Origin of the sequence: Bordetella genomosp. 13 (genome assembly GCF_007679965.1) — a bacterium.
Taxonomy (GTDB): Bacteria; Pseudomonadota; Gammaproteobacteria; order Burkholderiales; family Burkholderiaceae_B; genus Bordetella.
In genome coordinates, this window is the sequence record NZ_VEHL01000001.1 from 996,399 (window position 1) to 1,021,393 (window position 24,995).

Annotated in this window: 21 protein-coding genes; 7 read left to right on the plus strand and 14 right to left on the minus strand. The window is 70.0% G+C overall.

What is annotated here, in order from left to right:
• Positions 1 to 56 precede the first annotated feature (56 nt).
• From FS845_RS04580 to aztA, 3 genes are read right to left on the minus strand one after another with little or no spacing between them, the layout of a single operon-like run.
• Positions 57 to 1,130: a metal ABC transporter substrate-binding protein gene (locus FS845_RS04580; RefSeq protein WP_144630918.1), complete on the minus strand. Its 1,074-nt coding sequence runs from the start codon at positions 1,128 to 1,130 to the stop codon at positions 57 to 59.
• Positions 1,131 to 1,144: 14 nt separating this feature from the next.
• Positions 1,145 to 2,023: a zinc ABC transporter permease AztB gene (gene aztB, locus FS845_RS04585; RefSeq protein WP_260986149.1), complete on the minus strand. Its 879-nt coding sequence runs from the start codon at positions 2,021 to 2,023 to the stop codon at positions 1,145 to 1,147.
• On the minus strand, positions 2,020 to 2,775 hold the full coding sequence (gene aztA / locus FS845_RS04590; RefSeq protein ID WP_260986150.1) for a zinc ABC transporter ATP-binding protein AztA: 756 nt from the start codon (positions 2,773 to 2,775) through the stop codon (positions 2,020 to 2,022). The genes aztB and aztA overlap by 4 nt, the downstream gene beginning before the upstream one ends.
• Positions 2,776 to 2,895: 120 nt before the next feature.
• On the opposite strand from aztA, the gene zigA reads away from it, so the two are divergent.
• The 3 genes from zigA to FS845_RS04605 all read left to right on the plus strand — a co-directional run bounded on the left by zigA (position 2,896) and on the right by FS845_RS04605 (position 7,626).
• A complete protein-coding gene (zigA, locus tag FS845_RS04595; protein ID WP_144630919.1) occupies positions 2,896 to 4,098 on the plus strand; it encodes a zinc metallochaperone GTPase ZigA in 1,203 nt (400 codons plus the stop codon).
• A 208-nt stretch (positions 4,099 to 4,306) separates the two neighbouring features.
• Positions 4,307 to 5,809: an ABC transporter substrate-binding protein gene (locus FS845_RS04600; RefSeq protein WP_144630920.1), complete on the plus strand. Its 1,503-nt coding sequence runs from the start codon at positions 4,307 to 4,309 to the stop codon at positions 5,807 to 5,809.
• A gap of 20 nt (positions 5,810 to 5,829) precedes the next feature.
• Positions 5,830 to 7,626: a gamma-glutamyltransferase family protein gene (locus tag FS845_RS04605; protein WP_144631303.1), complete on the plus strand. Its 1,797-nt coding sequence runs from the start codon at positions 5,830 to 5,832 to the stop codon at positions 7,624 to 7,626.
• A 696-nt stretch (positions 7,627 to 8,322) separates the two neighbouring features.
• On the opposite strand, the gene FS845_RS04610 is transcribed toward FS845_RS04605, so the two are convergent.
• Positions 8,323 to 9,648: an MATE family efflux transporter gene (locus tag FS845_RS04610; RefSeq protein WP_144631305.1), complete on the minus strand. Its 1,326-nt coding sequence runs from the start codon at positions 9,646 to 9,648 to the stop codon at positions 8,323 to 8,325.
• Between the two features lie 262 nt (positions 9,649 to 9,910).
• On the opposite strand from FS845_RS04610, the gene FS845_RS04615 reads away from it, so the two are divergent.
• Entirely contained in the window at positions 9,911 to 10,375 is a 465-nt protein-coding gene (locus FS845_RS04615) for a MarR family winged helix-turn-helix transcriptional regulator (RefSeq protein WP_144630921.1), read from the plus strand.
• Between the two features lie 285 nt (positions 10,376 to 10,660).
• Here FS845_RS04615 and FS845_RS04620 read toward each other — a convergent pair whose 3' ends face one another.
• The 3 genes from FS845_RS04620 to FS845_RS04630 all read right to left on the minus strand — a co-directional run bounded on the left by FS845_RS04620 (position 10,661) and on the right by FS845_RS04630 (position 14,291).
• Complete coding sequence (locus tag FS845_RS04620) at positions 10,661 to 12,112, minus strand: DegQ family serine endoprotease (RefSeq protein ID WP_144630922.1); 1,452 nt, start codon at positions 12,110 to 12,112, stop codon at positions 10,661 to 10,663.
• Positions 12,113 to 12,225: 113 nt separating this feature from the next.
• Positions 12,226 to 13,635, minus strand: coding sequence for an ATP-binding protein (locus FS845_RS04625; RefSeq protein ID WP_144630923.1), 1,410 nt, complete (start codon positions 13,633 to 13,635; stop codon positions 12,226 to 12,228).
• Positions 13,632 to 14,291: a response regulator transcription factor gene (locus FS845_RS04630; protein ID WP_144630924.1), complete on the minus strand. Its 660-nt coding sequence runs from the start codon at positions 14,289 to 14,291 to the stop codon at positions 13,632 to 13,634. Before FS845_RS04630 ends, FS845_RS04625 begins: the two co-directional genes overlap by 4 nt.
• 174 nt (positions 14,292 to 14,465) lie before the next feature.
• Between FS845_RS04630 and FS845_RS04635 the strand changes: the two genes are divergently transcribed.
• Positions 14,466 to 14,729, plus strand: a complete 264-nt coding sequence (locus FS845_RS04635) for a hypothetical protein (RefSeq protein ID WP_144630925.1) — start codon at positions 14,466 to 14,468, stop codon at positions 14,727 to 14,729.
• A 75-nt stretch (positions 14,730 to 14,804) separates the two neighbouring features.
• Here FS845_RS04635 and FS845_RS04640 read toward each other — a convergent pair whose 3' ends face one another.
• Complete coding sequence (locus tag FS845_RS04640; protein WP_409929252.1) at positions 14,805 to 15,476, minus strand: ArsR/SmtB family transcription factor; 672 nt, start codon at positions 15,474 to 15,476, stop codon at positions 14,805 to 14,807.
• Positions 15,477 to 15,694: 218 nt separating this feature from the next.
• Here FS845_RS04640 and FS845_RS04645 point away from each other — a divergent pair, with 218 nt between their 5' ends.
• Positions 15,695 to 17,008 carry an MFS transporter gene (locus tag FS845_RS04645; protein WP_144630927.1) on the plus strand — a complete coding sequence of 438 codons (1,314 nt, stop codon included), beginning with the start codon at positions 15,695 to 15,697 and terminating at the stop codon, positions 17,006 to 17,008.
• Positions 17,009 to 17,207: 199 nt separating this feature from the next.
• Here the strand turns inward: FS845_RS04645 and FS845_RS04650 are convergent, their stop codons facing one another.
• The 6 genes from FS845_RS04650 to FS845_RS04675 all read right to left on the minus strand — a co-directional run bounded on the left by FS845_RS04650 (position 17,208) and on the right by FS845_RS04675 (position 23,222).
• Entirely contained in the window at positions 17,208 to 19,364 is a 2,157-nt protein-coding gene (locus FS845_RS04650) for an EAL domain-containing protein (protein ID WP_144630928.1), read from the minus strand.
• Between the two features lie 291 nt (positions 19,365 to 19,655).
• On the minus strand, positions 19,656 to 20,042 hold the full coding sequence (locus FS845_RS04655; RefSeq protein ID WP_144630929.1) for a DUF4148 domain-containing protein: 387 nt from the start codon (positions 20,040 to 20,042) through the stop codon (positions 19,656 to 19,658).
• Between the two features lie 377 nt (positions 20,043 to 20,419).
• Positions 20,420 to 20,725 carry a hypothetical protein gene (locus FS845_RS04660; protein WP_144630930.1) on the minus strand — a complete coding sequence of 102 codons (306 nt, stop codon included), beginning with the start codon at positions 20,723 to 20,725 and terminating at the stop codon, positions 20,420 to 20,422.
• A gap of 200 nt (positions 20,726 to 20,925) precedes the next feature.
• A complete protein-coding gene (locus FS845_RS04665; protein ID WP_144630931.1) occupies positions 20,926 to 22,107 on the minus strand; it encodes an MFS transporter in 1,182 nt (393 codons plus the stop codon).
• Between the two features lie 181 nt (positions 22,108 to 22,288).
• On the minus strand, positions 22,289 to 22,843 hold the full coding sequence (locus tag FS845_RS04670) for a hypothetical protein (protein ID WP_144630932.1): 555 nt from the start codon (positions 22,841 to 22,843) through the stop codon (positions 22,289 to 22,291).
• A 61-nt stretch (positions 22,844 to 22,904) separates the two neighbouring features.
• On the minus strand, positions 22,905 to 23,222 hold the full coding sequence (locus tag FS845_RS04675; protein WP_186332156.1) for a glycine zipper domain-containing protein: 318 nt from the start codon (positions 23,220 to 23,222) through the stop codon (positions 22,905 to 22,907).
• 294 nt (positions 23,223 to 23,516) lie between these two features.
• On the opposite strand from FS845_RS04675, the gene FS845_RS04680 reads away from it, so the two are divergent.
• Positions 23,517 to 24,893 (plus strand): ClcB-like voltage-gated chloride channel protein, encoded by a 1,377-nt coding sequence (locus FS845_RS04680; RefSeq protein WP_144630934.1) that lies wholly within the window; start codon positions 23,517 to 23,519, stop codon positions 24,891 to 24,893.
• Positions 24,894 to 24,995 lie beyond the last annotated feature (102 nt).

Below are 24,995 nucleotides of genomic sequence, written 5' to 3' on the forward strand. Positions count from 1 at the left end.
GGCCGGTGGGCGCGGCCGCCGATGCGTCGGTGCGCCCATGCCGCGGCCCGTGGGCCTCAATGGCCCAGGATGGCCTCCCGGATCGTCGCCGTGTTGTGGCGCATCATGTCCACGTACGTCGCGGCCGGCCCGCCGGTCCTGGACAGTGCATCCGAGTACAGCACGCCGCCCTGCCGCACGCCCGTCTCGTCGGCGATCTGCCGGATCAGGCGCGGATTGCTGACGTTCTCGGTGAACAGCGCGGAGGCCTTCTGCTCCCTGATCTGGCGCACCAGCGCGGCAACGTCGGCGGCCGAGGCTTCCGAGTCGGTGCTGATGCCCTGAGGCGCCCGGAACGTGAAGCCGTAGGCCTGCGCGTAATAGCCGAAGGCGTCGTGCGAGGTGATGATGGTGCGTCTGTCCGCCGGGATGCGAGCGACCTCGGCCTTCAGTTCGGCGTCCAGCGCCTGCAGCTGGCGCGTGTAGGCCTGGGCATTGGCGCGGTAGGCGGCGCAGCCATCCTGGTCCGCCTGGCAGAAGGCGTCGGCGATGTTCTGCACGTAGACCTGCGCATTGGCCGCCGACTGCCAGGCGTGCGGGTCGTCGGGGCCGTGATGGTGATGGCCGGCGGCATGGCCGTGGTCGTGATCATGGCTGCCCTCGTGACCGTGGTCATGGTCATGTCCTTGCCCGTCGCCGTGATCGTGGCCGTCGGCGTCCGCGTGTCCGCCATGGCCTTCCTCGCCATCTTTCTGGCCGTGGTCCTCGACGTTGCGCAGCACCTGCACGCCCTCGGTCAGCGTCGCCACCCGCGCCTTGCTGCCGCTGGCGTCGATCAGGCGCTGCAGGAAGCCCTCGAAATGCAGGCCGTTGGCCAGCACTACGTCCGCGCGGCCGACGGCGGCCGCATCGGCGGGCCGGGGCTCGTAGACGTGCGCGTCGCCGCCCGCCGGCACCAGCGTGGCCAGCGCGATGCGGTCGCCGCCGACCTGGCGGGCGAAGTCGCCGATGATGGAGAAGGTCGCCACGACCTTCAGTTCCTTGGCGTGCGCGGGCGCGGCCAGCAGCGCGGCGGCCAGCGCGGCCGTCGATGCAAGGGCAGGGCCGCGGAAGGCCAGGCGCGCCGCGGCGGCGAGGATTTTCGGTTTCATGCAGGACTCCGGAATCAGCCGGCCGCGCGCGGCGCACGGCCCACGCGCCCGATGAGCGCGCCGCGCGTGCCGGCGACGACCGACAACAGGTAAATGACGCCGGCCGACAGCACGATGGCCGGACCGGAAGGCAGGGACGCGTGATACGACAGCAGCAGTCCGCTCACGCAGGACAGCGCGCCGATGACCACGGCCAGCGCGCACATCGGGCCTACGCGCGTGGTCCAGAAACGGGCGGCGGCGGCGGGCACCATCATCAGGCCCACCGACAGCAGCGTGCCCAGCGCCTGGAAGCCGCCCACCAGGTTCAACACCACCAGGCCCTGGAAAGCGAAGTGGATGACCGGCCCCAGCCGCGACACGCTGCGCAGGAACAGCGGGTCCAGGCATTCGGCCACCAGGCCGCGCCACAGCACGGCCAGCCCCAGCACGGTGACCGCGGCCACGATGCGGATCAGCCAGAGCGCGTCGCCGTCCAGCGCCAGCACGGCGCCGAACAGCACGTGCATCAGGTCCACGCTGGAGCCGCGCAGCGACACCAGCAGCACGCCCAGGGCCAGCGAGATCAGATAGAAAGCGGCCATCGAGGCGTCTTCCTTCTGCGCCGTCAGCCGCGACACCGCGCCGGCGCCCGCGGCCACCAGCAGGCCGGCCGCGAGGCCGCCCAGCGTCATGGGAATGATCTCCAGCCCGTACAGCAGGAACCCGATCGCCGCGCCGGGCAGCACGGCATGCGACATCGCATCGCCGGTCAGGCTCATGCGACGCAGCATCAGGAAGACGCCGATGGGGCAGGCGCTGACGGCCAGCATCAGCGCGCCCCACAACGCGCGTTGCATGAAGACGTAGTCGGCGAAGGGCGCGATGGCCAGGCCATGGAGCGTGTCCATCATCGTGCCGCCTCGCGCCGCGCGGCGTCCGCCGGTGGCCGGCCAGGCGCGCCGGCCTGCCGGGCCCGCCGGATGTTCTCGGGTGTGAGCGTGCTGGCAGTAGGGCCCCAATCGACCACGCAACCCGCCAGCAGCAGCGTGTCGGGAAAGTGCTGCCTCACCAGGTCCACGTCGTGCGCCACCACCAGCACGGTGCGGCCTTCCGCGTGCCAGCGATGGATGATGGCCACCAGGTCCTGCACGGTACGTTCATCGACCGCGCTGAAGGGCTCGTCCAGCAGGATCAGGTCGGCGTCCTGCAGCAGCGTGCGCGCGAACAGCGCACGCTGCAGCTGTCCGCCGGACAGCGTGTCGATCGGACGCTCCGACAGGCCGGCGAGGCCGACTGCGTCCAGGGCGGCCGCCATGGCCTGCCGGTCCTCCTTGCAGTGCCGCCCCAGCAGCCCGCGCCGCGGCCACAAGCCCAGCGAGACCACGTCCGCCACCCGGGCCGGAAAGGCGCGGTCCAGGCCCGACAGCTGGGGCTGGTAGGCCACCTGTACGCCTGGCGCCACGGCGCAGCGGCCGGACGCGGGTCCCAGCAGCCCGGCGATGCTCTTCATCAAGGTGGTCTTGCCCGAGCCGTTCGGGCCCACGACCGCCGTCAGCGAGCCGCGGCGCACGGCGCCGGACAGGCCGTGCAGGGCAACATGGTCGCGATAGGCCAGCGCCAGCGCGTCGAAGACGATGCACGGGTCGGCGGGAGAGGGCGCCAATGGAAGAACGGAAACGGATGCGGAGTGCACTGGATGGCCATGCGGCGCGTGCCGGCGGAACTTGCCAAGCCGCGCGATTTATGCGCTAAATAGTTATGTTATAACATAACGGTACTGATCATGGCCATCGATCCCCAGTCCCGCCTGCCCGTCACCGTCCTGTCGGGTTTTCTCGGCGCGGGCAAGACCACGCTGCTGAACCATATCCTGAACAACCGCGAGGGCCGCCGCGTGGCGGTCATCGTCAACGACATGTCCGAGGTCAACATCGACGCCGCGCTGGTGCGCGGCGGCGGCGCGGCGCTGTCGCGCACCGACGAAAAGCTCGTCGAGATGAGCAACGGCTGCATCTGCTGTACCTTGCGCGAGGACCTGCTGCTGGAGGTCGGGCGCCTGGCGCGCGAGGGCCGCTTCGATCACCTGGTCATCGAGTCCACCGGCATCTCGGAACCGCTGCCCGTGGCCGAGACCTTCACCTTCGAGGGCGACGACGGCCGCAGCCTGGGCGACGTCGCGCGGCTGGACACCATGGTCACCGTGGTGGACGCCTGCAATTTCCTGCGCGACTACGGCTCGCAGGACAGCCTGCGGGCGCGCGGCGAATCGCTGGGCGACGAGGACGAGCGCACGGTGGTCGACCTGCTGGTCGAGCAGGTCGAGTTCTGCGACGTCATCGTGCTGAACAAGATGGACCTGGTCGACGACGTTCAATGCGAACGGCTGATGGCCATCCTGCACACGCTGAATCCGCGTGCGCGCATCGAGCCCGCGCGGTTCGGCCGTGTCCCGCTGGACCGGGTGCTGGACACCGGCCTGTTCGACTTCGCCGAGGCCTCGAAGGCGCCGGGCTGGCTGCGCGAGCTGCGCGGCGAACACACGCCCGAAACCGAGGCGTATGGCATACGCAGCTTCGTCTACCGTGCGCGCCGGCCGTTCCATCCCGGACGCTTCCACTCGCTGGTGCAGCAGGAGTGGCCCGGCGTGGTGCGTTCCAAGGGCCATTTCTGGCTGGCCAGCCATCCCGAGATGGCAGGTTCGTGGTCGCAGGCCGGCGCCGTGGCGCGCCATGGCGCGGCGGGCTACTGGTGGGCGGCGGTGCCGCCCGACCAATGGCCGGACGACCCCGATTACCTGGCCGCGATCCGCGGCAGCTGGACGGACGAGGTCGGCGATGCGCGGCAGGAACTGGTGCTGATCGGCATCGACATGGACGAGGCCGCGCTGCGCGGCCGGCTGGACGCCTGCCTGCTGAGCGATGCCGAGATGGCGTGCGGGCCGCAGGCGTGGACGTCCTGGCACAACCCGTTCACGGGCTGGGACTGAGGTCACCCGGCAGTCGCGGGAAGGGCGCGGCGGCGGCCGGCCGTCGTCGGGCCGCCGCCCTTGCCGCAGCGCATCATCGAGACGCGGCCCGCCGGCCCTTGCCGGGGTGGTTTTGCGCCGCTTCCCGCAGTATGTTCCTATATCGCCTTTTCGCCGCCCGGCCTGGGTGCCGCGCGGCGCTTCGATCCGTTATCCCGGGGGAACCTACATGCGCAAGATCTGCCTCGCGCTGGCTGCGGCCGGCCTGTTCGCCAGCGGCGTCGCCGCCGCCCAATCCACGCTACGCATCGGCCTGCAGGACGACCCGGACGTGCTGGATCCGGCGCGTGCGCGCACCTTCGTGGGCCGCATCGTGTTCGCGTCGCTGTGCGACCGCCTGGTCGACATCACGCCCGACCTGAAGTTCGTGCCGCAGCTGGCCGAATCGTGGCAGACGAGCGAGGACGGCAAGTCGCTGACCTTCAAGCTGCGCAAGGGCGCCTTCTACCACGACAACACGCCGGTGGACGCGGCCTCGGTCAAGGCCAACCTGGAACGCGCCATCGCGCTGCCCGACAGCAACCGCAAGAGCGAACTGGTCAGCGTGGCCAGCGTCGAGGCCCCCGACGCGCAGACCGTGGTGCTGCATCTGAAGCAGCCCGACGCCGGCCTGCTGTCGCAGCTGTCCGACCGCGCCGGCATGATGCAGTCGCCCGCCAGCTTCGACAAGGATCCCGGCGCCAAGCCGGTGTGCTCGGGCCCCTATCAGTTCAAGGAGCGCGTGCAGAACGACCGCATCGTGCTCGAGAAATTCCCCAAGTACTGGGACGCCGCCAGCTATCACTTCGACCGCGTGGTGTTCACGCCCATGCCCGATTCCACGGTGCGCCTGAACAACCTGCGCGCGGGCGGCCTGGACATCGTCGAGCGCATCGCGCCCAGCGACGCCAAGACGGTGAAGGACGATCCCAAGCTGGTGCTCGATGCCGTCACCGGCCTGGGCTTCCAGTCTTTCGCCGTCAACCTGGGCAACGGCAAACGCGCCGAGAACCCGCTGGCAAAGGACAAGCGCGTGCGCCAGGCGCTGGAGCTGGCCATCGACCGCGACGTCATCAACCAGGTGGTGGGCGAGGGCATGTTCCAGCCCGCGCACCAGCCGTTCCCGCCGGCCAGCTTCGCGTTCGACAAGAGCGTCGAGCACGCCGGCCGCGATCCTGAAAAGGCGCGCAAGCTGCTGAAGGAAGCCGGCGTCGACCGCGTGAAGTTCGAGATCACCTACGGCAACAACACCACCATGCAGCAGGTCTACGAGCTGGTGCAGGCCATGGGGGCCGAGGCCGGCTTCGACATCACGCTGCGTCCGATGGAGTTCGCCGCGCTGCAATCGGCGCTGCCTCGCGGCGATTTCGAAGTGGGCCAGACCGGTTGGTCGGGGCGCGTGGATCCGGGCGGCAACATCTTCCAGTACGTCAGTTGCAAGGGCAACCTGAACGACGGCCGCTACTGCGATCCCGAGGTCGACAAGTGGCTGGCCGAGGCGCAGGCCGTGGCCGACGAGGGCAAGCGTAAAGCGCTGTATTCGCAGGTGCTGAAGAAGATGCAGGAAGAGCGTCCCGCCATCTACCTGTACTACCTGCCGTGGGTGTTCGGCGTGCAGAAGACCGTGAAGGGCTTCGTGGCCTATCCCGACGGCCTGATTCGCCTGAAGGGCGTCACCATCGCCGGGAAGTGACCATGGAATCCGGACACCGCATGTTCACCACGCGCCCGGAGATCCTGGGCACGTTCGGCGTCGTCACCTCCACGCACTGGCTGGCCAGCTCGGCGGGCATGGCGCTGCTGGAGCGCGGCGGCAATGCCTTCGACGCCGCCGTGGCGGCCGGCTTCGTGCTGCAGGTGGTCGAGCCGCACCTGGTGGGACCGGCGGGCGAGGTGCCGATCGTGTTCCACAGCGCGCGCACCGGCCGCACCGAGGTGCTGTGCGGCCAGGGCAGCACGCCGGCCGGCGCCACGCTGGACGGCTATCGCGCGCTGGGCCTGGACCTGATCCCGGGCAACGGCCTGCTGCCCGCGGTGATTCCGGGTTCCTTCGACGCGTGGATGCTGATGCTGCGCGACCACGGCACGATGCGCGTGCGCGACGTGCTCGAGCCTGCCATCTACTATGCCGAGCAAGGCCATGCGCTGATGCCGCGCATCGCCAACACCATCGCCGGCCTGAAGGACTTCTTCGAACAGCACTGGCCCAGCAGCGCCGCGGTCTACGTGCCTGGCGGCGCCTTGCCGCAGGCGCGCAAGCTGTTCCGCAACCCGGCGCTGGCGCGCACGTGGCAACGCGTGCTGCAGGAGGCCGAGGCGGCGGGCGCCGACCGCGAACGCCAGATCGAGGCCGCGCGCGACGCGTTCTATCGCGGTTTCGTGGCCGAGGCCATCGACCGGCACGCACGCAACGAATTCATGGACGAAAGCGGCCGGCCGCATCGCGGCGTGCTGACCGCCGATGACATGGCCGGCTGGTCGGCCCACTACGAAGCGCCGCTGGCCTACGACTATCACGGCTACACCGTGGCCAAGGCGGGCGGGTGGAGCCAGGGCCCGGTCTTCCTGCAGACGCTGGCCCTGTTGAAGGGCATGGATTTGCAGGGCACGGGCTCGTCCAGCGCCGAATTCATCCACCGCGTCACCGAGGCCATGAAACTGGCGTTCGCCGACCGCGAGGCCTACTACGGCGATCCCGATTTCGTGGACGTGCCGCTGGCCCACCTGCTGTCCGACGACTACAACGCGGCGCGCCGCGCGCTGATCGGCGAGCGGGCCTCGCACGATCTGCGGCCCGGCACGGTGCCGGGCTTCGAGGCCCAGGTGGCGCGCGTGATGGAGGTGCTGGGCCGCCTGTCGAAGGTGGCGGACGGCAGCGCCGGCGCGGGCGAGCCCACGATGGCGGACATGCGCGCCTCGGTCAAGCGTGGCGACACGACGCACGTGGACGCGATCGACCGCTGGGGCAACATGGTGTCGGCCACGCCGTCCGGCGGCTGGTTCCAGTCCTCGCCCATCGTGCCCGAACTGGGTTTCGCGTTGAACACGCGCGCGCAGATGTTCTGGCTGGAACCCGGCCTGCCCGGCACGCTGGCCCCGGCCAAGCGCCCGCGCACCACGCTGACGCCGTCGCTGGCGCTGCGCGACGGCAAGCCTTACATGGTGTTCGGCACGCCGGGCGGCGACCAGCAGGAGCAATGGCAACTGCTGCTGTTCCTGCGCCATGTGCACCACGGCCTGAACCTGCAGGAAGCCATCGACCAGCCGATGTCGCACACGATGCACTTCCCCAGCTCGTTCTACCCGCGCGACCGCAAGCCGGGCCACCTGGCCGCCGAAGCCTCGTTCGGCCCCGAGGTGCTGGCCGACCTGCGCGCCCGCGGCCACCAGGTGGAAGAGGTCCCCGAATGGTCGGTCGGCCGCCTGACCGCCGCCAGCCGCGACGAAGACGGCCTGCTGCACGCGGCCGCCACCCCCCGCCTGATGCAAGCCTACGCGGTGGGGCGGTGATTGCTTTGGTTTTGGGTTTGATGGTGGGTGTGGTTGCTTCGTAGGCCGTCCTCGTGGAGGGTCGGCCTTGCCCGCGCCGGCCAAGTCGTCGGGCTCGGGCGCGCCATCAGGCGCCCTCGGTCCCCTACGGGGACTGCCCCTCCTCCAATTGGCCGTCACGGGCAAGGCCGACCCTCCACGAGGACTCCCGCCGTCTCAATGCGCAGGCCGCAATCACGGGCGCTGGTGAGAGTGGAAACACGCTGCTTTTGTGGCGCCGCAGTGGGTTGTCGTGGGGCTACTGTCCGGTGAGGGCATCCGCGGTGCGGCGATGCCGGCGATCGTCAGGATTCGCTTGCGACAAGTGCCAGTGGCGATGGAGTTCCTGTGCATGGGCCCACACCTTGCATTCAAGGCTTGGCGCCCATCGCAATTGAATTGGCCGCCGCATTACGCCATCCCCCTCTCTCCCCCCAAAGCGCTGGCGTACCCCCACGAAGCAATCCGCCGATCACACGCTGTCCTTTACGGACGATGCATGACGATCATGCAGCCCGGGTCTGCCAGTGGGCCGTGCCGGCCAATTGGAGGAGGGGAAGCCGCGTAGCGGCCGAGGGCGCCTGATGGCGCGCCCGAGCCCGACGACTTGGCCGGCACGGCCCACTGGCAGACCCGGGCGGCCTCAAGAACTCAAGCTATCACCGGCCACAATCCACATCAACGATTCCTGGACGCCCACCCCGGCGCCGCGACCGCCCGCAAAACCACCACCCCGTACAACACCATCCCCACCGCCGTCATCACGAACAACCCCCGCAGCGATCCCGTCACCTGCAGGACCAGCCAGCCGCCGGCCACGGCGACCGTCAGCCGGATCAGGCCGGCCAGCAGCGGCCACATCAGGCGGCCCGCGCCCTGCGACGCGAAGTACATCGAGAAGCCCATCGCGAAGAAACCGTAGAACGGGCCCACGATGTGCAGGTAGGTGCTGCCCGCGGCCAGCATGCCCGGGTCGTCGCCGAACAGGCGCAGCCAGGCGTGCGGCCACAGGGCCGCGGCGATGCCCACGCATTCGCCCAGCGCGAAGGCGATCGCGCCGCCTGTCAGCGCCGCGCGCATCGCGCGCTGCGGCTGGCCGGCGCCGATGTTGGCGGCCACCATGGCCACCATCGGCGCGCCCAGGCCGAAGGCGATGGGGATCAGCAGGTATTCCAGGCGCGCCGCCGTGCCGTAGCCGGCCAGCGCGGCGGTGCCCGCATAGGCGCCCACCAGCGCGGTCACGGCCGCGATCAGGCCGTTGGTGATCAGCGGATTCAGCGTGGCCAGGCCGCCCACGCGCAGGATGTCGCGCAGCAGCGCGCCCTGCAGCGAACCCCGGCGCAGGCGCGCGGCGTTGCGGCCGCTGATGCAGTACCAGGCCAGGATCGCCGTGCCCACGCCGTAATAGCACAGCAGCGACCACGCGCCGCCCGCGATGCCCAGGGCGGGGAAGGGTCCCAGCCCGAAGATCAGGCACGGCGACAACGGCACCACCAGCAGCGCGCCGCCGCAGATGACCGCGCCCGGCACCATCATGTTGCCCGTGCCGCGCACCGTGCTGGCCAGCGCGTTCATCAGCCACATCAGCACCACGCCGCCGAACAGTACGTTGGAATAGGTCAGCGCGGCGTCCAGCGCCGCGCCATGCGCGCCCAGCGCGCCGTAGATCTGCCGGCCCAGCAGCAGGAACAGCGCCGTGAACAACAGGCCCAGGAACAGGTTGATGACCAGGGCGTGCAGCGCCAGGCTGTCGGCCGTGTCGTGCCGCCCCGCGCCCAGCGCGCGCGCCACCGCCGACGAGATGCCGCCGCCCATCGCGCCCTGCGACATGTTCTGCATCAGCATCAGCAGCGGCGTCACCAGCGCCACGCCGGCCAGCGCGTCGGTGCCCAGCCGCGAGATGAACCAGGTCTCGACCAGCGCCGCGCCGGACTGCGCCAGCAGCATCAGCATGTTGGGCCAGCTCATGCGCAGCAGCGTGGGCAGGATGGGCGCCTGCAGCATCGCGTTCAGCCGTGGATTGTGGGGTTTTGCGGCCGTGGGCGCCGCGGCGGTGGGTGCGTTCAAGAGTGTGGCCTGGAACGTGGCGATGCTGCCGTTGAATCAAATGTTGGTATATGCCAGTATTATCTGACCGGGCCGTTTGATCCGTCAATCGCGTTCGCGAACCGACGCCGCGCCGATGGCACCGGGGCATCGCCGCTGGCAGAATGGCGGCGGACGCCGCGTGCCCCGCGCACCGGCCGGCAACCCAGGAGACTGCATCATGGATGACACCGACGCGCTGCGCGTCAGCGTCTGCACCAATTCCGCGCTGCGCCGCGCCACGCGGCGCATCGGCCAGCTGTACGACGATGCGCTGGCGCCCGTGGGCCTGCGCGCCACGCAGTATTCGATCCTGTCGCAGATCGAGCGCGCGGGCGGCGAGCCGCTGGTGGGCCGGATGGCCGAGCTGCTGGTCATGGACCTGTCCGCGCTGGGCCACACGCTGCGCGCGCTGCAAAAAGATGGCCTGGTCGAGGTGCGCCCCGACGAGAACGACCGCCGCAGCCGCCGCGTGCGCCTCACGCGCGCCGGCCGCGCCAGGCTGAAGCAGGCGCGCGTGCTGTGGGACGGCGCGCATCGGCGCTTCGAGGAAACCTTCGGCGCCGACAATGCCCATCAGTTGCGCGCCGTGCTCGACGCCATCGCATCGCCGGACTTCGCCGAGCGATTCGGCGAGCAATCCTGAAGCGCGTCGCTTCCACTTCCGGGTAGGGGGCACGGAATCGGCCCCGGCGTGCAGTTGGAGGCGAGGCCGGACGCGCATGACAAGACGATGCGGATGAGCTTCTTGCCCTGGACCACCGGCAACCCGGAGACGTCACGCTGGCGCCGCAGCGCGATGGCGTCGCGGGCCGAAGCCTGTGGTCGGCCAGGCCCGTGACGCCGCAGCCACATAAAAAAAGGGCGTACGCCTCGCGACGCACGCCCTCCAAAAGGCCGGCATACACCAGCCCATCGACCAATCGAACCTTTATCCGATACGCACCGGCACGAAGATCTTGTCGTGGCCGCGCTGCACCAGCAGGGCCACGGTGCCCTTGGCGCGCGCCACCTCGGTGCGGACCTGTTCGGCGCTGCTGGCCGGCACGCCGTTGACCGACAGGATCACGTCGCCCGGCTGGATGCCGGCGCGTGCTGCGGGGCCGCCCGCCTGCTGGACCAGCACGCCGGGGGCGCCGACCGCCTGCTGCTCCTGCGGCGTCAGCGGGCGCAGTGCCAGCCCCAGGCGGCCCTGGCCGGCCGGGTTGTCGCCCGTGTCTTCTTCCGCCGCCTGCGACTTGCTCATGCTGCCCAGCGTGGCGCTCACCTCCTTGGGCGCGCCGTCGCGCCAGATCTCCAGCGACACCTTCTGGCCGGGTGAGGACAGGCTGATCATCGAGGACAGGTCGCCGGACGACACGATCTCGTGGCCGTCGACCTTGCGGATCACGTCGCCCGCGCGCAGGCCGGCCTTCTCGGCGGCGCTGCCCGGCTGGACGCTGGCGATCAGCGCGCCCGACGGCGAGCTCAGCTTGAACGAGTCCGCCAATGCCTGGTTCACTTCCTGCGCGGTCACGCCCAGCATGGCGTGCTGCGCCTTGCCATGCTTCAGGATCTGGTCCTTGATCTTGTAGGCCACGTCGATGGGGATCGCGAAGGACAGGCCCTGGTAGCCGCCCGTGCGGCTATAGATCTGTGAGTTGATGCCCACCACTTCGCCGCGCGAATTGAACAGCGGGCCGCCCGAATTGCCGGGATTGACGGCCACGTCGGTCTGGATGAACGGCACCGAGGTGTCGTCCGGCAGCGAACGCCCCTTGGCGCTGACGATGCCGGCGGTGGCCGTGTTCTCCAGCCCGAACGGCGAGCCGATGGCCAGCACCCATTCGCCCACTTCCAGGCCGCTGACCTCGCCGATCTTCACCACCGGCAGGTTCGAGGCGTCGATCTTCAGCACGGCCACGTCGGTCTGCGGATCCGAGCCCAGCACCTTGGCGCGGAACTCGCGGCGGTCGGTCAGCTTGACCGTCACTTCCTTGGCGTCCTTGACCACGTGCGCGTTGGTCAGGATGGTGCCGTCGGCGCTGATGATGAAGCCCGAGCCTTCGCCGCGGATCGGCACCTCGCGCTGGCCGCGCGGGCCCATGCGGCCGCCGCCGGGAAAGCCCGGGAACTGGCCGAAGAACTGGGCGATGGGATCGTCTTCATCCGAGACCTTGGTGCTGCCCGTGATGCTGATGTTGACCACCGCGGGACCATACTGGCGGGTGATCTGCGCGAAATTGGGCGGCGCCACCGTGTTGACCGGGGCCGTGGCCTGCGTGTCGGGCGCGGCGTGCGCGGGCGTGCTGGCAAAGATGGCGGCGGTGCCTGCCCCGCCGATCGCGCCTGCGGCAAGCATGGCGACAACCAGGCGTCCGGGGTTCATTTGCGTCGAGGTCATGTCGGCTCCTTGGAGCATGTTTTTGAACATGACGCCATGGTGCCGGGCCCGTCTTAGGCGAATCTTAAGGCCGGGACATCGTCGCGCCGGTCCCGCCCGCCCGGCTCGCGTGGCTATGACGGCTTGCCGTTGCCGGGCTGCCCGGACCCCGCGTCGGGGGCTTCCGGCCATGCGCCCCCCGGCGCCCGATCGGGCGGATGGAACGCCACCGCCGCGCGCAAGCCGCCGCCGGGCGCATCCGACAGCTCGACGTCGGCGCCGTGGCGCCGCGCCAGCGTGCGAACCAGCGACAGGCCCAGCCCGCTGCCCTGGGCCAGGCCGGGGTCGGTGCGATAGAAGCGGTCGAAGACCCGCTCGCGCTCGCTGGGCCGGATGCCGGGGCCGTCGTCCTCGATGGCCAGCGTGACCAGGCCGCCCGGTGCGGCGGCGATGCCGATGCGCACGTGCCCGTCTTCCGGCGAGTACTTCACGGCGTTGTCCAGCAGGTTGCGCGCCAGCAGCACCAGCGCATCGGACTGGCCCGCCACCACCGCGCGGTCGGGGCCGTCCAGCACGATCTCGATGCGCCGCGCATTGGCCAAGGGCAGCACCTGCGTCACGGCTTCGCGCACCGCCTGCACCAGGTCGGTGGGCACCAGCGTGGGCGGCGGGCTGCCCGCGTCGTAGCGCGCCATCGACAGCAGCTGTTCGATCAGCCGGGTGGCGCGCGTCACGCCGTCGGACAGCCTGGCGATGGCCAGTTCGCGCGCGGCCGGGTCGTCGCCCGCGCGGCGCAGGCCCTGCAACTGCAGCGCCAGCGCGGCCAGGGGCGTGCGCAGCTCGTGCGCGGCGTCGCCGACGAACTGCTGCTGCAAGGTGAAGGCCTGGCGCACGCGGGCCAGCAGCAGGTTCAGCTCTTGCAGCAGGGGGCGGATCTCGTCGGGCAGGCCCAGGTCCGACACCGGCGACAGGTCGTCGGGCTGTCGTAAGGCCAGCTGCGCGCGCGTGCGCGCCACGGGCCGCAAGGACAGGCTGACCACCCACCACACCACCAGCATCAGCAGCGGCGCGGTGGCAACGATGGGACCGACCGAGCGCAGCGCCAGCGCGCGCGCCGTGGCGCTGCGCACCCGCACGTCCTGCGCCACCTGCGTGACCTGCAGCGGCGTGGCCATCGCATAGGCCCGGTACGAGGCATCGCCCGCCTTGACGTCGGAGAAGCCCAGCAGCACGGGATCCGGCAGCAGCCGGCCCGACGCGGATTTGTAGAGCTGCGTGCCGTCGGCCGTCCAGATCTGGATGATCAGGTCTTCCGTGCGCGCCACGGGCTCGCCGGGCACCGGCATGGGCGGCGCGCCCAGCCGTCCGCCGCCCGCGCTCAGTGACAGCGCGGTGTTGCGCAACTGCGCGTCGAAGATGGCGTCGGTCTGCGCCAGCGTGCCGCGATAGGCCACCACCGCCTGCGCCAGAGCGGCCGCGAAGATCGAGGCCAGCAGGAACAGCAGCAGCCGCGCGCGCAGCGAATGGCCCAGCGGAATCTTCATTGCTTGGGGATCACGTAGCCCACGCCGCGCACGGTCTGGATGAAGTCGTGGCCCAGCTTCTTGCGCAGGCCGTGCACGTAGACCTCGACGGCGTTGCTGGCGATCTCGTCCTGCCAGCTGTAGAGCTTTTCCTCGAGCTGGGCGCGCGAGTAGATGACGCCGGGCCGCGCGATCAAGGGTTGCAGCACGGCCCATTCGCGCGCGGTCAGCGCGACGGGTTCGCCGTTGATGGAGGCCTCGCGCGTCTGCGGATCCACCGTGACGCCGCGATGCTCGAACACCGGCTCGGCGCGGCCCTGGCTGCGGCGCAGCAGGGCGCGCATGCGCGCCAGCAGTTCATCGGGGTCGTAGGGCTTGACCACGTAGTCGTCCGCGCCCGCGTCCAGCCCGGCGATGCGGTCGCTGACGGCATCGCGGGCGGTGGCCACTAGCACGGGCGTGCGGTCGCGCCGCGCGCGCAGGTCGCGCAGCACCGACAGGCCGTCCTGCTGCGGCAGGCCCAGGTCCAGCAGCACCAGGTCGTAGACGGTGGCACGCAAGGCCGCGGCGGCCGCGCGGCCGTCGCGCTCCCAGTCCACCGCGTAGCCGTCGGCACGCAGGCAGTCCAGCACGCTTTCGCCGATCATGGCGTCGTCTTCGACCAGGAGGATGCGCATAGGGGAGAAGTCAGGGACGGATGTATTTCAAAGGATAGGCGATTTCTGGTCATGCCGGGAGAGCGCATGCGGACTTGCCTCGGCCCGCAAAGTAATTCCGGCCGGCGCGCCGGCTGGCTCTAAAATCCCTCACCGACTCATGCCGCTTCTGCGGCGCTTATTGGATTGCCTGCTTTGAAAAAAACCGACCTCGAAAAGAACAAGGGCCTGAAGATCATGGGCCAGCTCAAGTCCTCGCTGCCGCCCAGCCGCTTCGCCGGCGCGGCCGTGCCCGACCGGCGCGAGCAGCGCAAGCTCGACCAGGCGGCCGGCCTGGTGCCGTTCGCGGTGAAGCTTCCTCAGCCGCTGGTCGACGCGCTGCGTGCCAAGGCACAGGCCGACGACGTGGCCATCAACGATCTGGTCGGCAGCCTGCTGGAAAAGTCGCTGCGGGACTGATCGGCGCGTGCCTGATGCCCCGTCGTGCGACCGGGGGGGAGCCGAGGCCCCATCATGCGACCGGGGCGGGACCGCTCAATCGCCCTGGCCCGGCTCCGCGGCCAACCCGAACGCCGCGGCGAACTGCCGTTCTCCCTTCGCGCTGAACCGCAGCGCCCGCGAATCCATGTCGCGGGCCACCCAGCCCCGATCGCTGCAATGCGCAAGCAGCGCCGCCGCCAGGCCGCCCGCCAGGTGCGGCCGGCGCGAACTCCAGTCCAGGCAGGGATAGGCGAAGCGCCGGCGCTGCCGGCGCAACGCATCGGGTTGCAAACCCAGCTTCTGCAACGCCGCGCTGCCCGCGGGCGTCAGTTCGTAGTCCTCACCCGCAGCGCGTAGCCAGCCTTGCGCCAGCATCGCGTCGTGCATGCGCACGGCCAGCGTGCCGGCCATGTGGTCGTAGCACGTGCGTGCGTGATGCAGATGCTGCGGCGTGGATGGCTTGAAGGGACTGTGCGGCACGCCTGCCACCACCAGCAAGGCCTCCAGCGCGGCCGCCACCTGTGGCGTGGCCAGGCGGTAATAGCGATGCTTGCCCTGCACGGCGATCTCGACCAGGCCCTGTTCGCGCAGGCGCGTGAAGTGCGCGCTGGCGGTGGAGGCGCCGATGTCCGCCAGGGCCGCCAGCTCGGTGGCGGTGCGAGCGCAGCCGTCCAGCAGGCTGCACAGCATGCGCGCGCGTGCCGGGTCGCCGATGGCGGCGGCCACGGCAGACAGGCCGGCGTCGGCGGAGACAGACGCCGGAGCGGACCTCGAAGCCGAGGCAGGCGCCGACGCGGAAGCAGAGGCAGATGCCGAAGCAGGGCCAGCCGCGGAAGCCGTGGGGAAGGGAGTTGCATCCATGGTTCGTTCCCTGTCGAAGTGTGCGTGATGCAAGCGAGCATACTGCCGCCATCCGCAATCCTCAACACCAAGGACGTCGACGCATGAACGCGCCCGTGCAATCCGGTTTCTTCGGCCACCGCGTGCTGGCCGCCACCTTCGTGCTGGCCGTGTTCGGCTGGGGCGTGGGGTTCTATGGGCCGCCCGTGTTCCTGCACGCGGTGGTCGAGCGCACGCAGTGGCCGGTGGCCATGGTGTCGGCCGCCGTGACGGCGCATTTCGTGGTGGGGGCGCTGGTGGTGGCCAACCTGCCGCGCCTGTACCGCGCCTGGGGCACGGCGCGCCTCACGTTCGCGGGCGCGGTGCTGTCCGCGCTGGGCACGTGCGGTTGGGCCTGGGCACAGGCGCCGTGGCAGTTGTTCGTGGCGTCCGCCCTGAGCGGCGCGGGCTGGGTGGCGCTGGGCGCGGCCGCGGTGAACGCGCTGATCGCGCCGTGGTTCGTGGCGCGGCGGCCGTGGGCGTTGGCGATGGCCTATAACGGCGCCAGCGTGGGCGGCGTCATTTTCTCGCCCTTGTGGGTGCTGCTGATCGGCATGCTGGGATTCGGCGGCGCTTCGGTCTTGGTGGGCGTGGTGATGGTGGCGTGCCTGGCGGTGCTGTGCAAAAGCGTCTTCTCGCGCACGCCGGAGCGACTGGGGCAGGCGCCCGACGGCCTGCCGGAGTCGAACTCGAACCCGGTCTCCGCCTCGAACTCCTCGGCGGCATCGGCCACCGCGGCCACCTCGACCACCCGGCCGCCACCACCCGTGCTGTCCTGGCGCGCCGACCGCCGCTTCCTGACGCTGGCGGGCGCCATGGCGCTGGGGCTGTTCGCGCAGATCGGTCTTATCGCGCACCTGTATTCCCTGCTGGCGCCTGCGCTGGGCGAGCGCGTGGCCGGCATGGCGATGGGCTTGGCCACCGCCTGCGCCATCCTGGGCCGCAGCCTTGCGGGTTGGCTGGTGCCGGCGGGCGCCGACCGTCGCCTGGCGGCCTGCGCCTCTTATGCCTTGCAGGTGCTGGGTTCGATGGTGCTGTGGGTGGGAGCGGCCGGCATCGGCGCGGCCGGCGCCGGCGCGACCATCGCCATCTGGCTGGGCATGGCCCTGTTCGGCCTGGGCATCGGCAATGCGACGTCTTTGCCGCCCACCATCGCGCAGGCCGAGTTCGTGCGCGCCGATGCACAGCGGGCCGTGCCGCTGATGGTGGCCATCGCGCAGGGCGGATATGCGTTCGCGCCGGCCGTGTTCGGCGCGCTGCGCGCGCTGGACGAAGCCGCCGCGCCGGCAATGCTGTTCGGCCTGGCGGCGATCCTGCAGGCCGCGGCCATCGCCAGCCTGCTGGCTGGCCGGCGCGCGCCGGCCGTCGTCGTGTCGTGAGAGGGGAGGGGGCTTTGCAATAGCGAATGCGGCCGTCAGTGCCTGTGCACGATCACCGCATCCAGGCTGGCCGCGGCGCGGGTCGGGCCCCCGCGCACGGCGTCCCACTGCCGCTGGCCGCTGGCCCAGCAGCGGCTCGTCGATCCGGTTGCGCAAGGTCTCATCTACCGCTGGCCCCTGCGACCGCGCAGCAACGCCGTCAGGTGCGCTCGCGGCGGGCCGTCGCCACGGCACCACCCGTTGCCGCCCCGCCCGCGTCGCGACCCGCTTTGCCACTGGCCATGGCGCTCTCCTGCACGCGCCCCTGCGCGAACGCCGCAATCTCCTGCGCCGGCAGCGCCTTGCTGTAGTACCACCCCTGCACGATGATCTCCGCGCTGGACTTCAGCGCGCGCAACTGCTCCGCCGTTTCCACGCCCTCGACCACCACGCGCAGGTCCAGCGTCTCGCAGAAGCGCAGCAAACCCGCCAGCACCTGCGCGCCGCGCGGCGTATCGAGCGCGACGATGAAGCTGCGGTCGATCTTGATGGCGTCGATGTCGAACTGGTGCAGGTAGCTCAGCGCCGAATAGCCCGTGCCGAAGTCGTCCAGGTAGATCCGCGCACCCATGCCGTGCAGCCGCGCGAACGCCTTGTGCAAGGCGTCGGTGTCGTCGACCAGGGCGTTTTCGGTCAGCTCCACCGACACCTGGCCGCGCGCCTGCTCCAGGATGGCCATGAAGCGTTCGCAATGGCGCGCGGACGCCAGCGTGCCGCCGGTGATGTTGATGGTGATGGGCAGCGAGAAGCCCTGTGCCTGCCAGGCGTGGTGCTGCCGCACGGCCTGCGTGGCCACCCACAGGTCCAGGTCGCAGATCAGGTCGGCCTCGGCCAGCCATTGCATCAGTTCGATGGGCGAGCCGTCCTCGTCGCGTCGGCCTGGCCCCTTGGCACGCAGCAGCGCCTCGCAGCCGGTGCACAGGCCCGTGTCCACGGACACTTGCGGCTGGAATTCCAGGTAGAACTCGTGCTCGTCGATGCGGCGGATGCGGGCGATTTCTTCCCGCTGCGCCTCTTCCTTGCGTCGTGCGTCGATGACGGGATCGCGCGCATACAGCATCGATTTCTCTTCCAGGCGCGTGAAGGTGGTGTCCAGCGAGCCCAGGGGAATCGACACGGGCTCCTTGCGGCGGCGCTCGTGAGCCAGCACGAAGGGCGCATAGATGAGCGCGCCCAGCGCCAGCAGGGCCAGCTGCAGCGCCACGGCGCCCCATTGGCCGCCGGTGGAGAGATAGGCGTTGAAGACCAGCGGCGCGGTCATCGGCAGACCCACGGAAGGGATGGCCAGCCAGCCTACCTGCACCGCCGCGAGCGCCAGGGCGGCGTTGACCATGGGCGTCAGGACGAACGGCACCACCAGCCGGGGGTTGAGGATCAGCGGCAGGCCGAACAGCAGGATCTCGTTGACGTTGAACAGCGATGCGGGGATTGCCGCCAGCGCCAGCACGCGCAGCGAGTTGCTGCGCGAACACACGAGGATCGCCGCGACCAGCGACAGCGTGGCGCCCGCGCCGCCGATGTAGACGAAGGCGCCCAGCAGGGCGCTGTTCAGGGCATAGTCCAGCGCGTCGCCCGGCAGCGCGCCGACGGCGTTCAGCCGCACGGCCTCGTCCAGGGCCTGGGTCAGCGGCAGCAGGGCGTGATAGCCGTGGATGCCGAAGAACCACAGCAGCGCGTTGACGCCGGCGATCAGCGGCCCGCCCAGATAGGGATGGGCGGAGGCGGCCAGTTCAAGCGGGATGCTGAAGTCGGTGACCGCGGGTACCCGCAGCAGCAGCGACAGCGCCGCCATGACCAGGGCCGTGCTCAGCAGGCCGGGAATGACCATGTTCAGGGTGTCGCGGACGTTGTCGTCGACGAAGTCGGCGGGCGCCAGTCGCGTCCAGCGCCAGCGATGCAGCCAGGCCATCAGCGGCACGTTGACCAGCGGCGCCACGATGGCGATGAAGATGGTCAGCGTGGCCGCGGCCTGCGGATGCGGCTGCAGCAGGCTGTGCACCACGCCTACGTAGGCCAGGCAGAGGAAGGCGCAGGGCAGTTGCGGCAGCCGGTAGCGCAGGGCCAGCATGTAGCCGATGGCCGCGCAGACCAGGAACGGCATGATGGCGTCCAGCTGCTCGTGGGCGTCGTTCAGCATCCCGGCCGCGTCGGACAGGCCCAACCGCAGGGCTGCCTGGGACAGCAGCAGCATCAGGGCCGAGACCAGCAGGCAGGGCAAGGTCCAGACCATGCCTTCGCGCATCACGCGCAGCGTCGTGGCGCTGGCCAGCCGGCTCAGGCCGGCCCGGTTCAGCTGCACGATGCGTGTTCTAGGCATGAGGCATTCCCGGGATTTCGGCGGGCAGGGCGCCAGCGAGCTCGACACAAGGGAGCATCCGTGGTGCGCCTGCCATCGGCGCCCGCCTACGGGGTGTGCACGTATCCGGGGACGTTAAGGGAATGCCCGGCGCTTGTAAACCCAGGGCAATCCTGGCGCGGAGCCGTGTGGCATGAGGGCGAAAAACGAAACGCCCTCCTTGCGGAGGGCGTTTCGTTTGGTCAGGCATTGGTGGGCATCATCGAACGGCCCACGCTGTCAGCCTTGTCCTGCACATTCGCCAAGCTTGGCTTATTCGCCAGCGGCGACTTGCGACGGCGCCGAGTGGTACGCGCCCTGGAAGGGCAGGTCGTTGGGCTCGACGTTGGACACCAGGCCGCGGGCCTTGGCATCGGCCAGTTCGGCCTGCACCTGGGCGCGGGTCTTGCCGGCCGATTCGGTCTGCGCGACGGCCTGGAAGGGGCGGTCGTTGGGTTCGACGTTGGACACCAGGCCATTGGAGCGAGCGTGGGCCAGGTCGGCTTCGACCTGGGCGCGCGTGACGCCGTTGGCGTCTTGCTGGCCGTACACGCCTTGGAAGGGGGTGTCGTTGGGTTCGACGTTGTCTGCGGCGTAGGCGCTGGCGCCGATCAGGGTGGACATTGCTAGGGCAGCGGCAGTCAGAGTAAAGGCTTTCATGGTAGACCTCCTTGGTCATCAGTCCTGGGACCGAATCTGGCGGGTCAATCCGTCAAGGTTCGTGTTTGTTTCCCGATGACTGAATTCTGCACTTCCCGGTAATAAGGATAAACCCTGTATTCCGAAAATGATTATTCCAAAAAGACGGCTAATAAATTTTTGTTACGTTGACTCGGTATGTATTTGGCTCAATGACGGTTCCTTGGGGGCGGATTGAGACGTCAGCCGTAACAAAGCAGCCCGCGCAGCGAGTCGGGCGCCGGCGCGGCGCGAAAACGCCCTCCGGGGAGGGCGTTTCCTCTGGTCAGCGTGGCAGCGGGGCGTCATCGCTACGCCTGCCCGCCGAGGGTGCCGGTTGGCGCGGCCATGGCGGCCGCCTATTCGGCGCTGGCGACGTGCGAGCGCGCGGGCCGGTACACGCCCTGGAAGGGCACATTGTTGGGCTCGACGTTCGACGCCGCGGCATGCGCCTGGCCTTGCGCCAGATCCGTGCGCGCCTGGGCACGGGCCAGGCCCGCATCGGGGGCGGCCTGGACCTGCGCGCGCGTCGAGCCGGCGTCGTGCCGGCCGTACACGCCCTGGAAGGGCACGTTGTTGGGTTCGACGTTGTCGGCGGCCTGGGCAACGGCGCCGAACAGGGTGGACAGGGTCAGCGCGGCGGCAGTCAGGGTGAGGGCTTTCATGGTGGACCTCCTGGATCTCAGTCATGGGACCGGACCCGACGGGTCATTCCGTCGAGGACCGTTTCGTGTCCCGGTGACTGCATTCTGCGCGGCGGGGCGTTCAGGATAAATACAGCAATCCGGAAATGATTATTCAACAGACGCCAAAAATCACCAGCCAGACCGCCTGATTGTTTCGAAACCATACGGTCTGCGTAAGGCTATTGCGTCCGCCGCGGTAGCCAGCGCCAGAACACCGCCGCCGCGATCAAGCCCAGCGTGCCCACGCCGAACGAGGCCGCGCCCAGGGACATCAGGGCGGTGAGGCCCGACAGGGCGACGGGACCGCCGCTCGATCCCAGGTCTGCCATGAAGCGCCAGATGCCCAGGAACTGCGTGCGGGCCTGCGGCGGGGCCGAGTCGGCGCCCAGCGTCATCACGATGCCCGAGCCGATGCCGTTGCCGAAGCCCAGCAGCAGCGACACCAGCACGAAGCTGGCCATGCCACCGGTGAGCGGGATGGCCATCAGGCTCAGTCCCATCAGCAGCGTGCAGGGCAGGGCCACCCACAGCCGGCCGCGCAGGTCCATGACCTTGCCCGCGGGGTAGAACACGGACATGTCCACCGCGGCGACCAGCCCGTAGATGAGCGACGTGGTAGTGGCGTCCAGGCCCAGGTGATCGGCCCACAGCGGGATCACGACCTGCCGCGAGGCGCGCAGCGCGCTGACCAGCATCACGCCGACGCCCAGCGTCATGTAGACCTTGCCGTGGCTGCGCGCGACCTGCGCGATGCCGACGCGTTGCGGCGCGTCGCCGCCGGTGGCCGGCTTGGGTTCCATGTCGGGCGTGGTCAGGGCGATCAGGCCCGCCAACAGCATGGCGGCGATGGCGACCCAATAGGCGCCGTCCAGGCCCATGAAGTGGATCAGCGCGGCGCCGGCGAACGGGCCGACGAACACGCCGATGCGGGTGGTGCCGCCCAGCGTCGACAGCGCGCGGGCGCGCAGCCGCAGCGGCACGACTTCGATCATGTAGCTCTGGCGCGCCAGCTGGAACACCGATTGCGCGATGCCCTGCATCAGCATGGCCACCGCCAGCACCCACACGTGCGGCGCGGTGACGGCCAGCAGCAGCCCGATCACGCTGAGGCCCGCGGCGCCCGCCATGGCGCGTTTTTCGCCATAGCGTTCCGTCAGCAGCGCCGAGGGGATGTTGCTGAGAAGCGAGCCGATGCCGATCAGCGCGGCGATCAGGCCGGCCATGGCCACCGAGGCGCCCAGGTCGCGCGCGGTCAGCGCGACCACCGGCAGGATGGCGCCGTTGCTCAGGCCGTAGAACAGGGAGGGGCCGAACGCCGGGATGGCGATCTTCTTGAAGTCGAAAGCGTCTTGTTGCTGCATGCCACGGTGAAGCGCGAAGCGCCGGACGCGCGCCGCGCGAGGCGATGCGGAGGCGAAGATAAGGGGGAGTCGCGATGGCGCGGGGACCCGCGCCGGGAATAGGTATTGTACTGGCGCAAAGAACCGCGCGTCGGTCTGGCTTTACACCAGCCCTCCGGGGTTCTTTCCGTCGTCCATGAGGCTATTGCGGCTGCGGGGCCTGCACCGGGTCGAAGTCGACCCACTTGCCCTCGCGCCAGCGGCCGTTGGCGCGCTCCACGTCCATGCCGCCGCTTTCGCGCAGGATCCGGGCGGCCTGGTTCTCCTGGTCTGGCGACACATGGACCGCGGTCAGCACGCCGGCGTGCCGGATCTGCACGTCGGGGCGGTCGGGTTCCTTGTGGCTGCGCCGGCCCGCCACGCGCATGGCGCCCATCAACGAGCCGATGTAGGCGCCCAGCGCGGCGCCGACGATCAGCCCGAAGCCGCTGTGGCCCAGCGCGAACACGATGCCCGCGCCGATGGCCGCGCCCAGCGTGGCCAGCAGGCCCGCGCCCAGAACGGCGCCCTTGCTGGCGCCGCGCGAATCGGGGTCCGCGGTACGGTCGCCACCCGCCGGATGGCGATCGTGCCAGCCGGGCGGGTTGACGTAGAAAATGTTCACGGCGTCTTCGGAGAAGCCGCTGGCGAACAGCTTGCGGGCCGCGTCCTCCGCGGCGGGGAACGTATCAAAGCGTGCTGCGACGATCAACGACATGGAGGTCTCCTTTGCGTGAAGGCCGCGGCGCGGACCGGCGCGATGCCGGACCTGGAACGCTTCAGCGGCGCAGTGCGGTCGCGGCCGACAGGGCACCCGCCGCCACGCCGACCACCACGGCCAGGCCGATGGACTTCCAGGCGTTGCGATGCACCAGGCGATCGGTGCGCGCCGCGATGCGCTTGACGTTGCGCGACCGCGCCATGCGCCGCAAACCGTGTGCCTGGCTCTTCACGCGCTCCGCTACGCCGTGGGCCGTCTTGTCCGCGCGGGCGGCATTGGCCTCGAGCAATTCATCGACGCGCGTCAGCAGCGATTGCACCGAATCCTTGGCGTTTTCCAGTTGCGAATCCGAGAGAGCATGGCGAAGGTTGGACATAGTCTGACTCCTAGTTCGAAGCGGCGCCGCGCGCGCCGCGGGATTTGGAGAACTGCCGAAGCAGGCGGCGCCTGGCCGCATCGGGCAAAACGCCGCGTGCCGTGGAGGGCGCCTGGGGTGCACTCCGGAACCGGCAGGGCTGAGACCATTTTGAGCGTGGAGCGCGGCCATGGGCTAGGGTTTGGCTACTAGGGGTAAGAGGCTGTGTCCCCGCTGGCCCCAAACGCCTGTTTTACCGTCGCATGGGCCGCAATTCGATACGTTCGGTTGCCGCGCGCACTACAATCCGGCCCCATGTTCCCGCTGCTGAAAACGCGGCGCGTGCCCGGTGCCGCGTGGGTACGCCGCCAATTGATCGCCGATCGCCTGCCCGCCACGCTGCTGGCCGCGGCGGTGGCCGGCGTGCTAGGGGCGTTGGCCACCGTGGCGTTCCGCGAGGCGCTGGAATGGCTGCAGGCATGGCTGGGCGGCGCGCCCGCGCACGGCATGGTGTCGCTGGCCCGCGGCCTGGCGTGGTGGGAGCGCCTGCTGCTGCCCGCGTCGGGCGGCGCGGTAGCCGGCCTCGTCCTGCACTGGGCCAACACACGCCTGCCCAAGCGTGGCGCGGGCGACTACATGGAAGCCATCGCGCTGGGCCGCGGCATCGTCGGCATGCGCCAGACGCTGGCGCGCAGCCTTGCGTCGCTCGTTTTCATCAGCTCGGGCGCGTCGATCGGCCGCGAAGGCCCGATGGTGCAACTGGCCGCCATGCTGTCGTCGGCGCTGGGCCGCTTCCTGGTGCTGCCGCCCGGCCATCTGCGCCTGCTGGTGGCCTGTGGCGCGACCGCGGGCATCACCGCGGCCTACAACGCGCCGATTGCGGGCGCGCTGTTCGTGTCCGAGATCGTCTACGGCGCGGTGTCGTCGGCCACGCTGGTGCCGCTGGTGGTATCGTCCGTGGCCGCCAACATGGTCACGCGCCAGTTGCTGAACTACGACGCCGTCTACCACATGCCCGCCTTCGACTTCGTGTCGGGCTGGGAAGTGCTGAGCTACCTTGGCCTGGGCCTGCTGGCCGGCGTGACGGCCCCGTATTACCTGGCGCTGCTGGATGCGGCCCGGCGCGGTTTCGTGCGCCTGGCGCGGCCGCTGTGGCTGCGCCTGGCGCTGGGCGGGCTGGTGGTGGGCGTGATCTCGCTGGGCTGGCCCGAGGTTTGGGGCAACGGCTACAGCGTGGTGAATTCGATGCTGCACCAGCCCTGGGCCTGGCAGGCGGTCGCCATCCTGCTGCTGATGAAGATGGTGGCCACGGCTGGCAGCGTGGGTTCGGGCGCGGTGGGCGGCATCTTCACGCCCACGCTGTTCGTGGGCGCGGCGGTGGGCCACCTGTACGGCGCCGCGCTGCACGGCCTGTTACCGGCGGGCTCGGTGTCCTCGGTCAGCAGCTACGCAGTGGTCGGCATGGGCGCGCTGCTGGCCGCCGCCACGCATGCGCCGCTGATGTCCATTCTGATGATCTTCGAGATGACGCTGAGCTACGAGGCCATGCTGCCGTTGATGCTCGCCTGCGTCACGGGCTTCGTGATCGCGCGCGGGCTGCGCGCCGATTCGATGTACTCGCGCTCCCTGGCGCGCAATCGCCGCATGCAGGCGCTGCTGGGCGCGCGGCTGCCCAAGGGCCGCGAGGACTGAACGCCCCTGGCGCGCGGATTCCGCCTGGCGCCACGACGCGGACAAGCGGGATTACCCTGATGTTCGGTTCTTATCGACACGATATGTTTCATCTACAACATG

Bases quoted from the DNA above. Each gene is read 5' to 3' on its own strand.
- FS845_RS04680 (WP_144630934.1), top strand. From the start codon at position 23,517: ATGTTCCCGCTGCTGAAAACGCGGCGCGTGCCCGGTGCCGCGTGGGTA.
- FS845_RS04625 (WP_144630923.1), bottom strand. From the start codon at position 13,635: ATGAAGATTCCGCTGGGCCATTCGCTGCGCGCGCGGCTGCTGCTGTTC.
- FS845_RS04660 (WP_144630930.1), bottom strand. From the start codon at position 20,725: ATGAAAGCCCTCACCCTGACTGCCGCCGCGCTGACCCTGTCCACCCTG.
- FS845_RS04655 (WP_144630929.1), bottom strand. From the start codon at position 20,042: ATGAAAGCCTTTACTCTGACTGCCGCTGCCCTAGCAATGTCCACCCTG.
- FS845_RS04580 (WP_144630918.1), bottom strand. From the start codon at position 1,130: ATGAAACCGAAAATCCTCGCCGCCGCGGCGCGCCTGGCCTTCCGCGGC.
- zigA (WP_144630919.1), top strand. From the start codon at position 2,896: ATGGCCATCGATCCCCAGTCCCGCCTGCCCGTCACCGTCCTGTCGGGT.
- FS845_RS04605 (WP_144631303.1), top strand. From the start codon at position 5,830: ATGTTCACCACGCGCCCGGAGATCCTGGGCACGTTCGGCGTCGTCACC.
- FS845_RS04615 (WP_144630921.1), top strand. From the start codon at position 9,911: ATGGATGACACCGACGCGCTGCGCGTCAGCGTCTGCACCAATTCCGCG.
- FS845_RS04645 (WP_144630927.1), top strand. From the start codon at position 15,695: ATGAACGCGCCCGTGCAATCCGGTTTCTTCGGCCACCGCGTGCTGGCC.
- FS845_RS04600 (WP_144630920.1), top strand. From the start codon at position 4,307: ATGCGCAAGATCTGCCTCGCGCTGGCTGCGGCCGGCCTGTTCGCCAGC.
- FS845_RS04610 (WP_144631305.1), bottom strand. From the start codon at position 9,648: ATGCTGCAGGCGCCCATCCTGCCCACGCTGCTGCGCATGAGCTGGCCC.
- FS845_RS04675 (WP_186332156.1), bottom strand. From the start codon at position 23,222: ATGTCCAACCTTCGCCATGCTCTCTCGGATTCGCAACTGGAAAACGCC.
- FS845_RS04670 (WP_144630932.1), bottom strand. From the start codon at position 22,843: ATGTCGTTGATCGTCGCAGCACGCTTTGATACGTTCCCCGCCGCGGAG.
- FS845_RS04650 (WP_144630928.1), bottom strand. From the start codon at position 19,364: ATGCCTAGAACACGCATCGTGCAGCTGAACCGGGCCGGCCTGAGCCGG.
- aztB (WP_260986149.1), bottom strand. From the start codon at position 2,023: ATGATGGACACGCTCCATGGCCTGGCCATCGCGCCCTTCGCCGACTAC.
- FS845_RS04665 (WP_144630931.1), bottom strand. From the start codon at position 22,107: ATGCAGCAACAAGACGCTTTCGACTTCAAGAAGATCGCCATCCCGGCG.
- FS845_RS04620 (WP_144630922.1), bottom strand. From the start codon at position 12,112: ATGACCTCGACGCAAATGAACCCCGGACGCCTGGTTGTCGCCATGCTT.
- FS845_RS04630 (WP_144630924.1), bottom strand. From the start codon at position 14,291: ATGCGCATCCTCCTGGTCGAAGACGACGCCATGATCGGCGAAAGCGTG.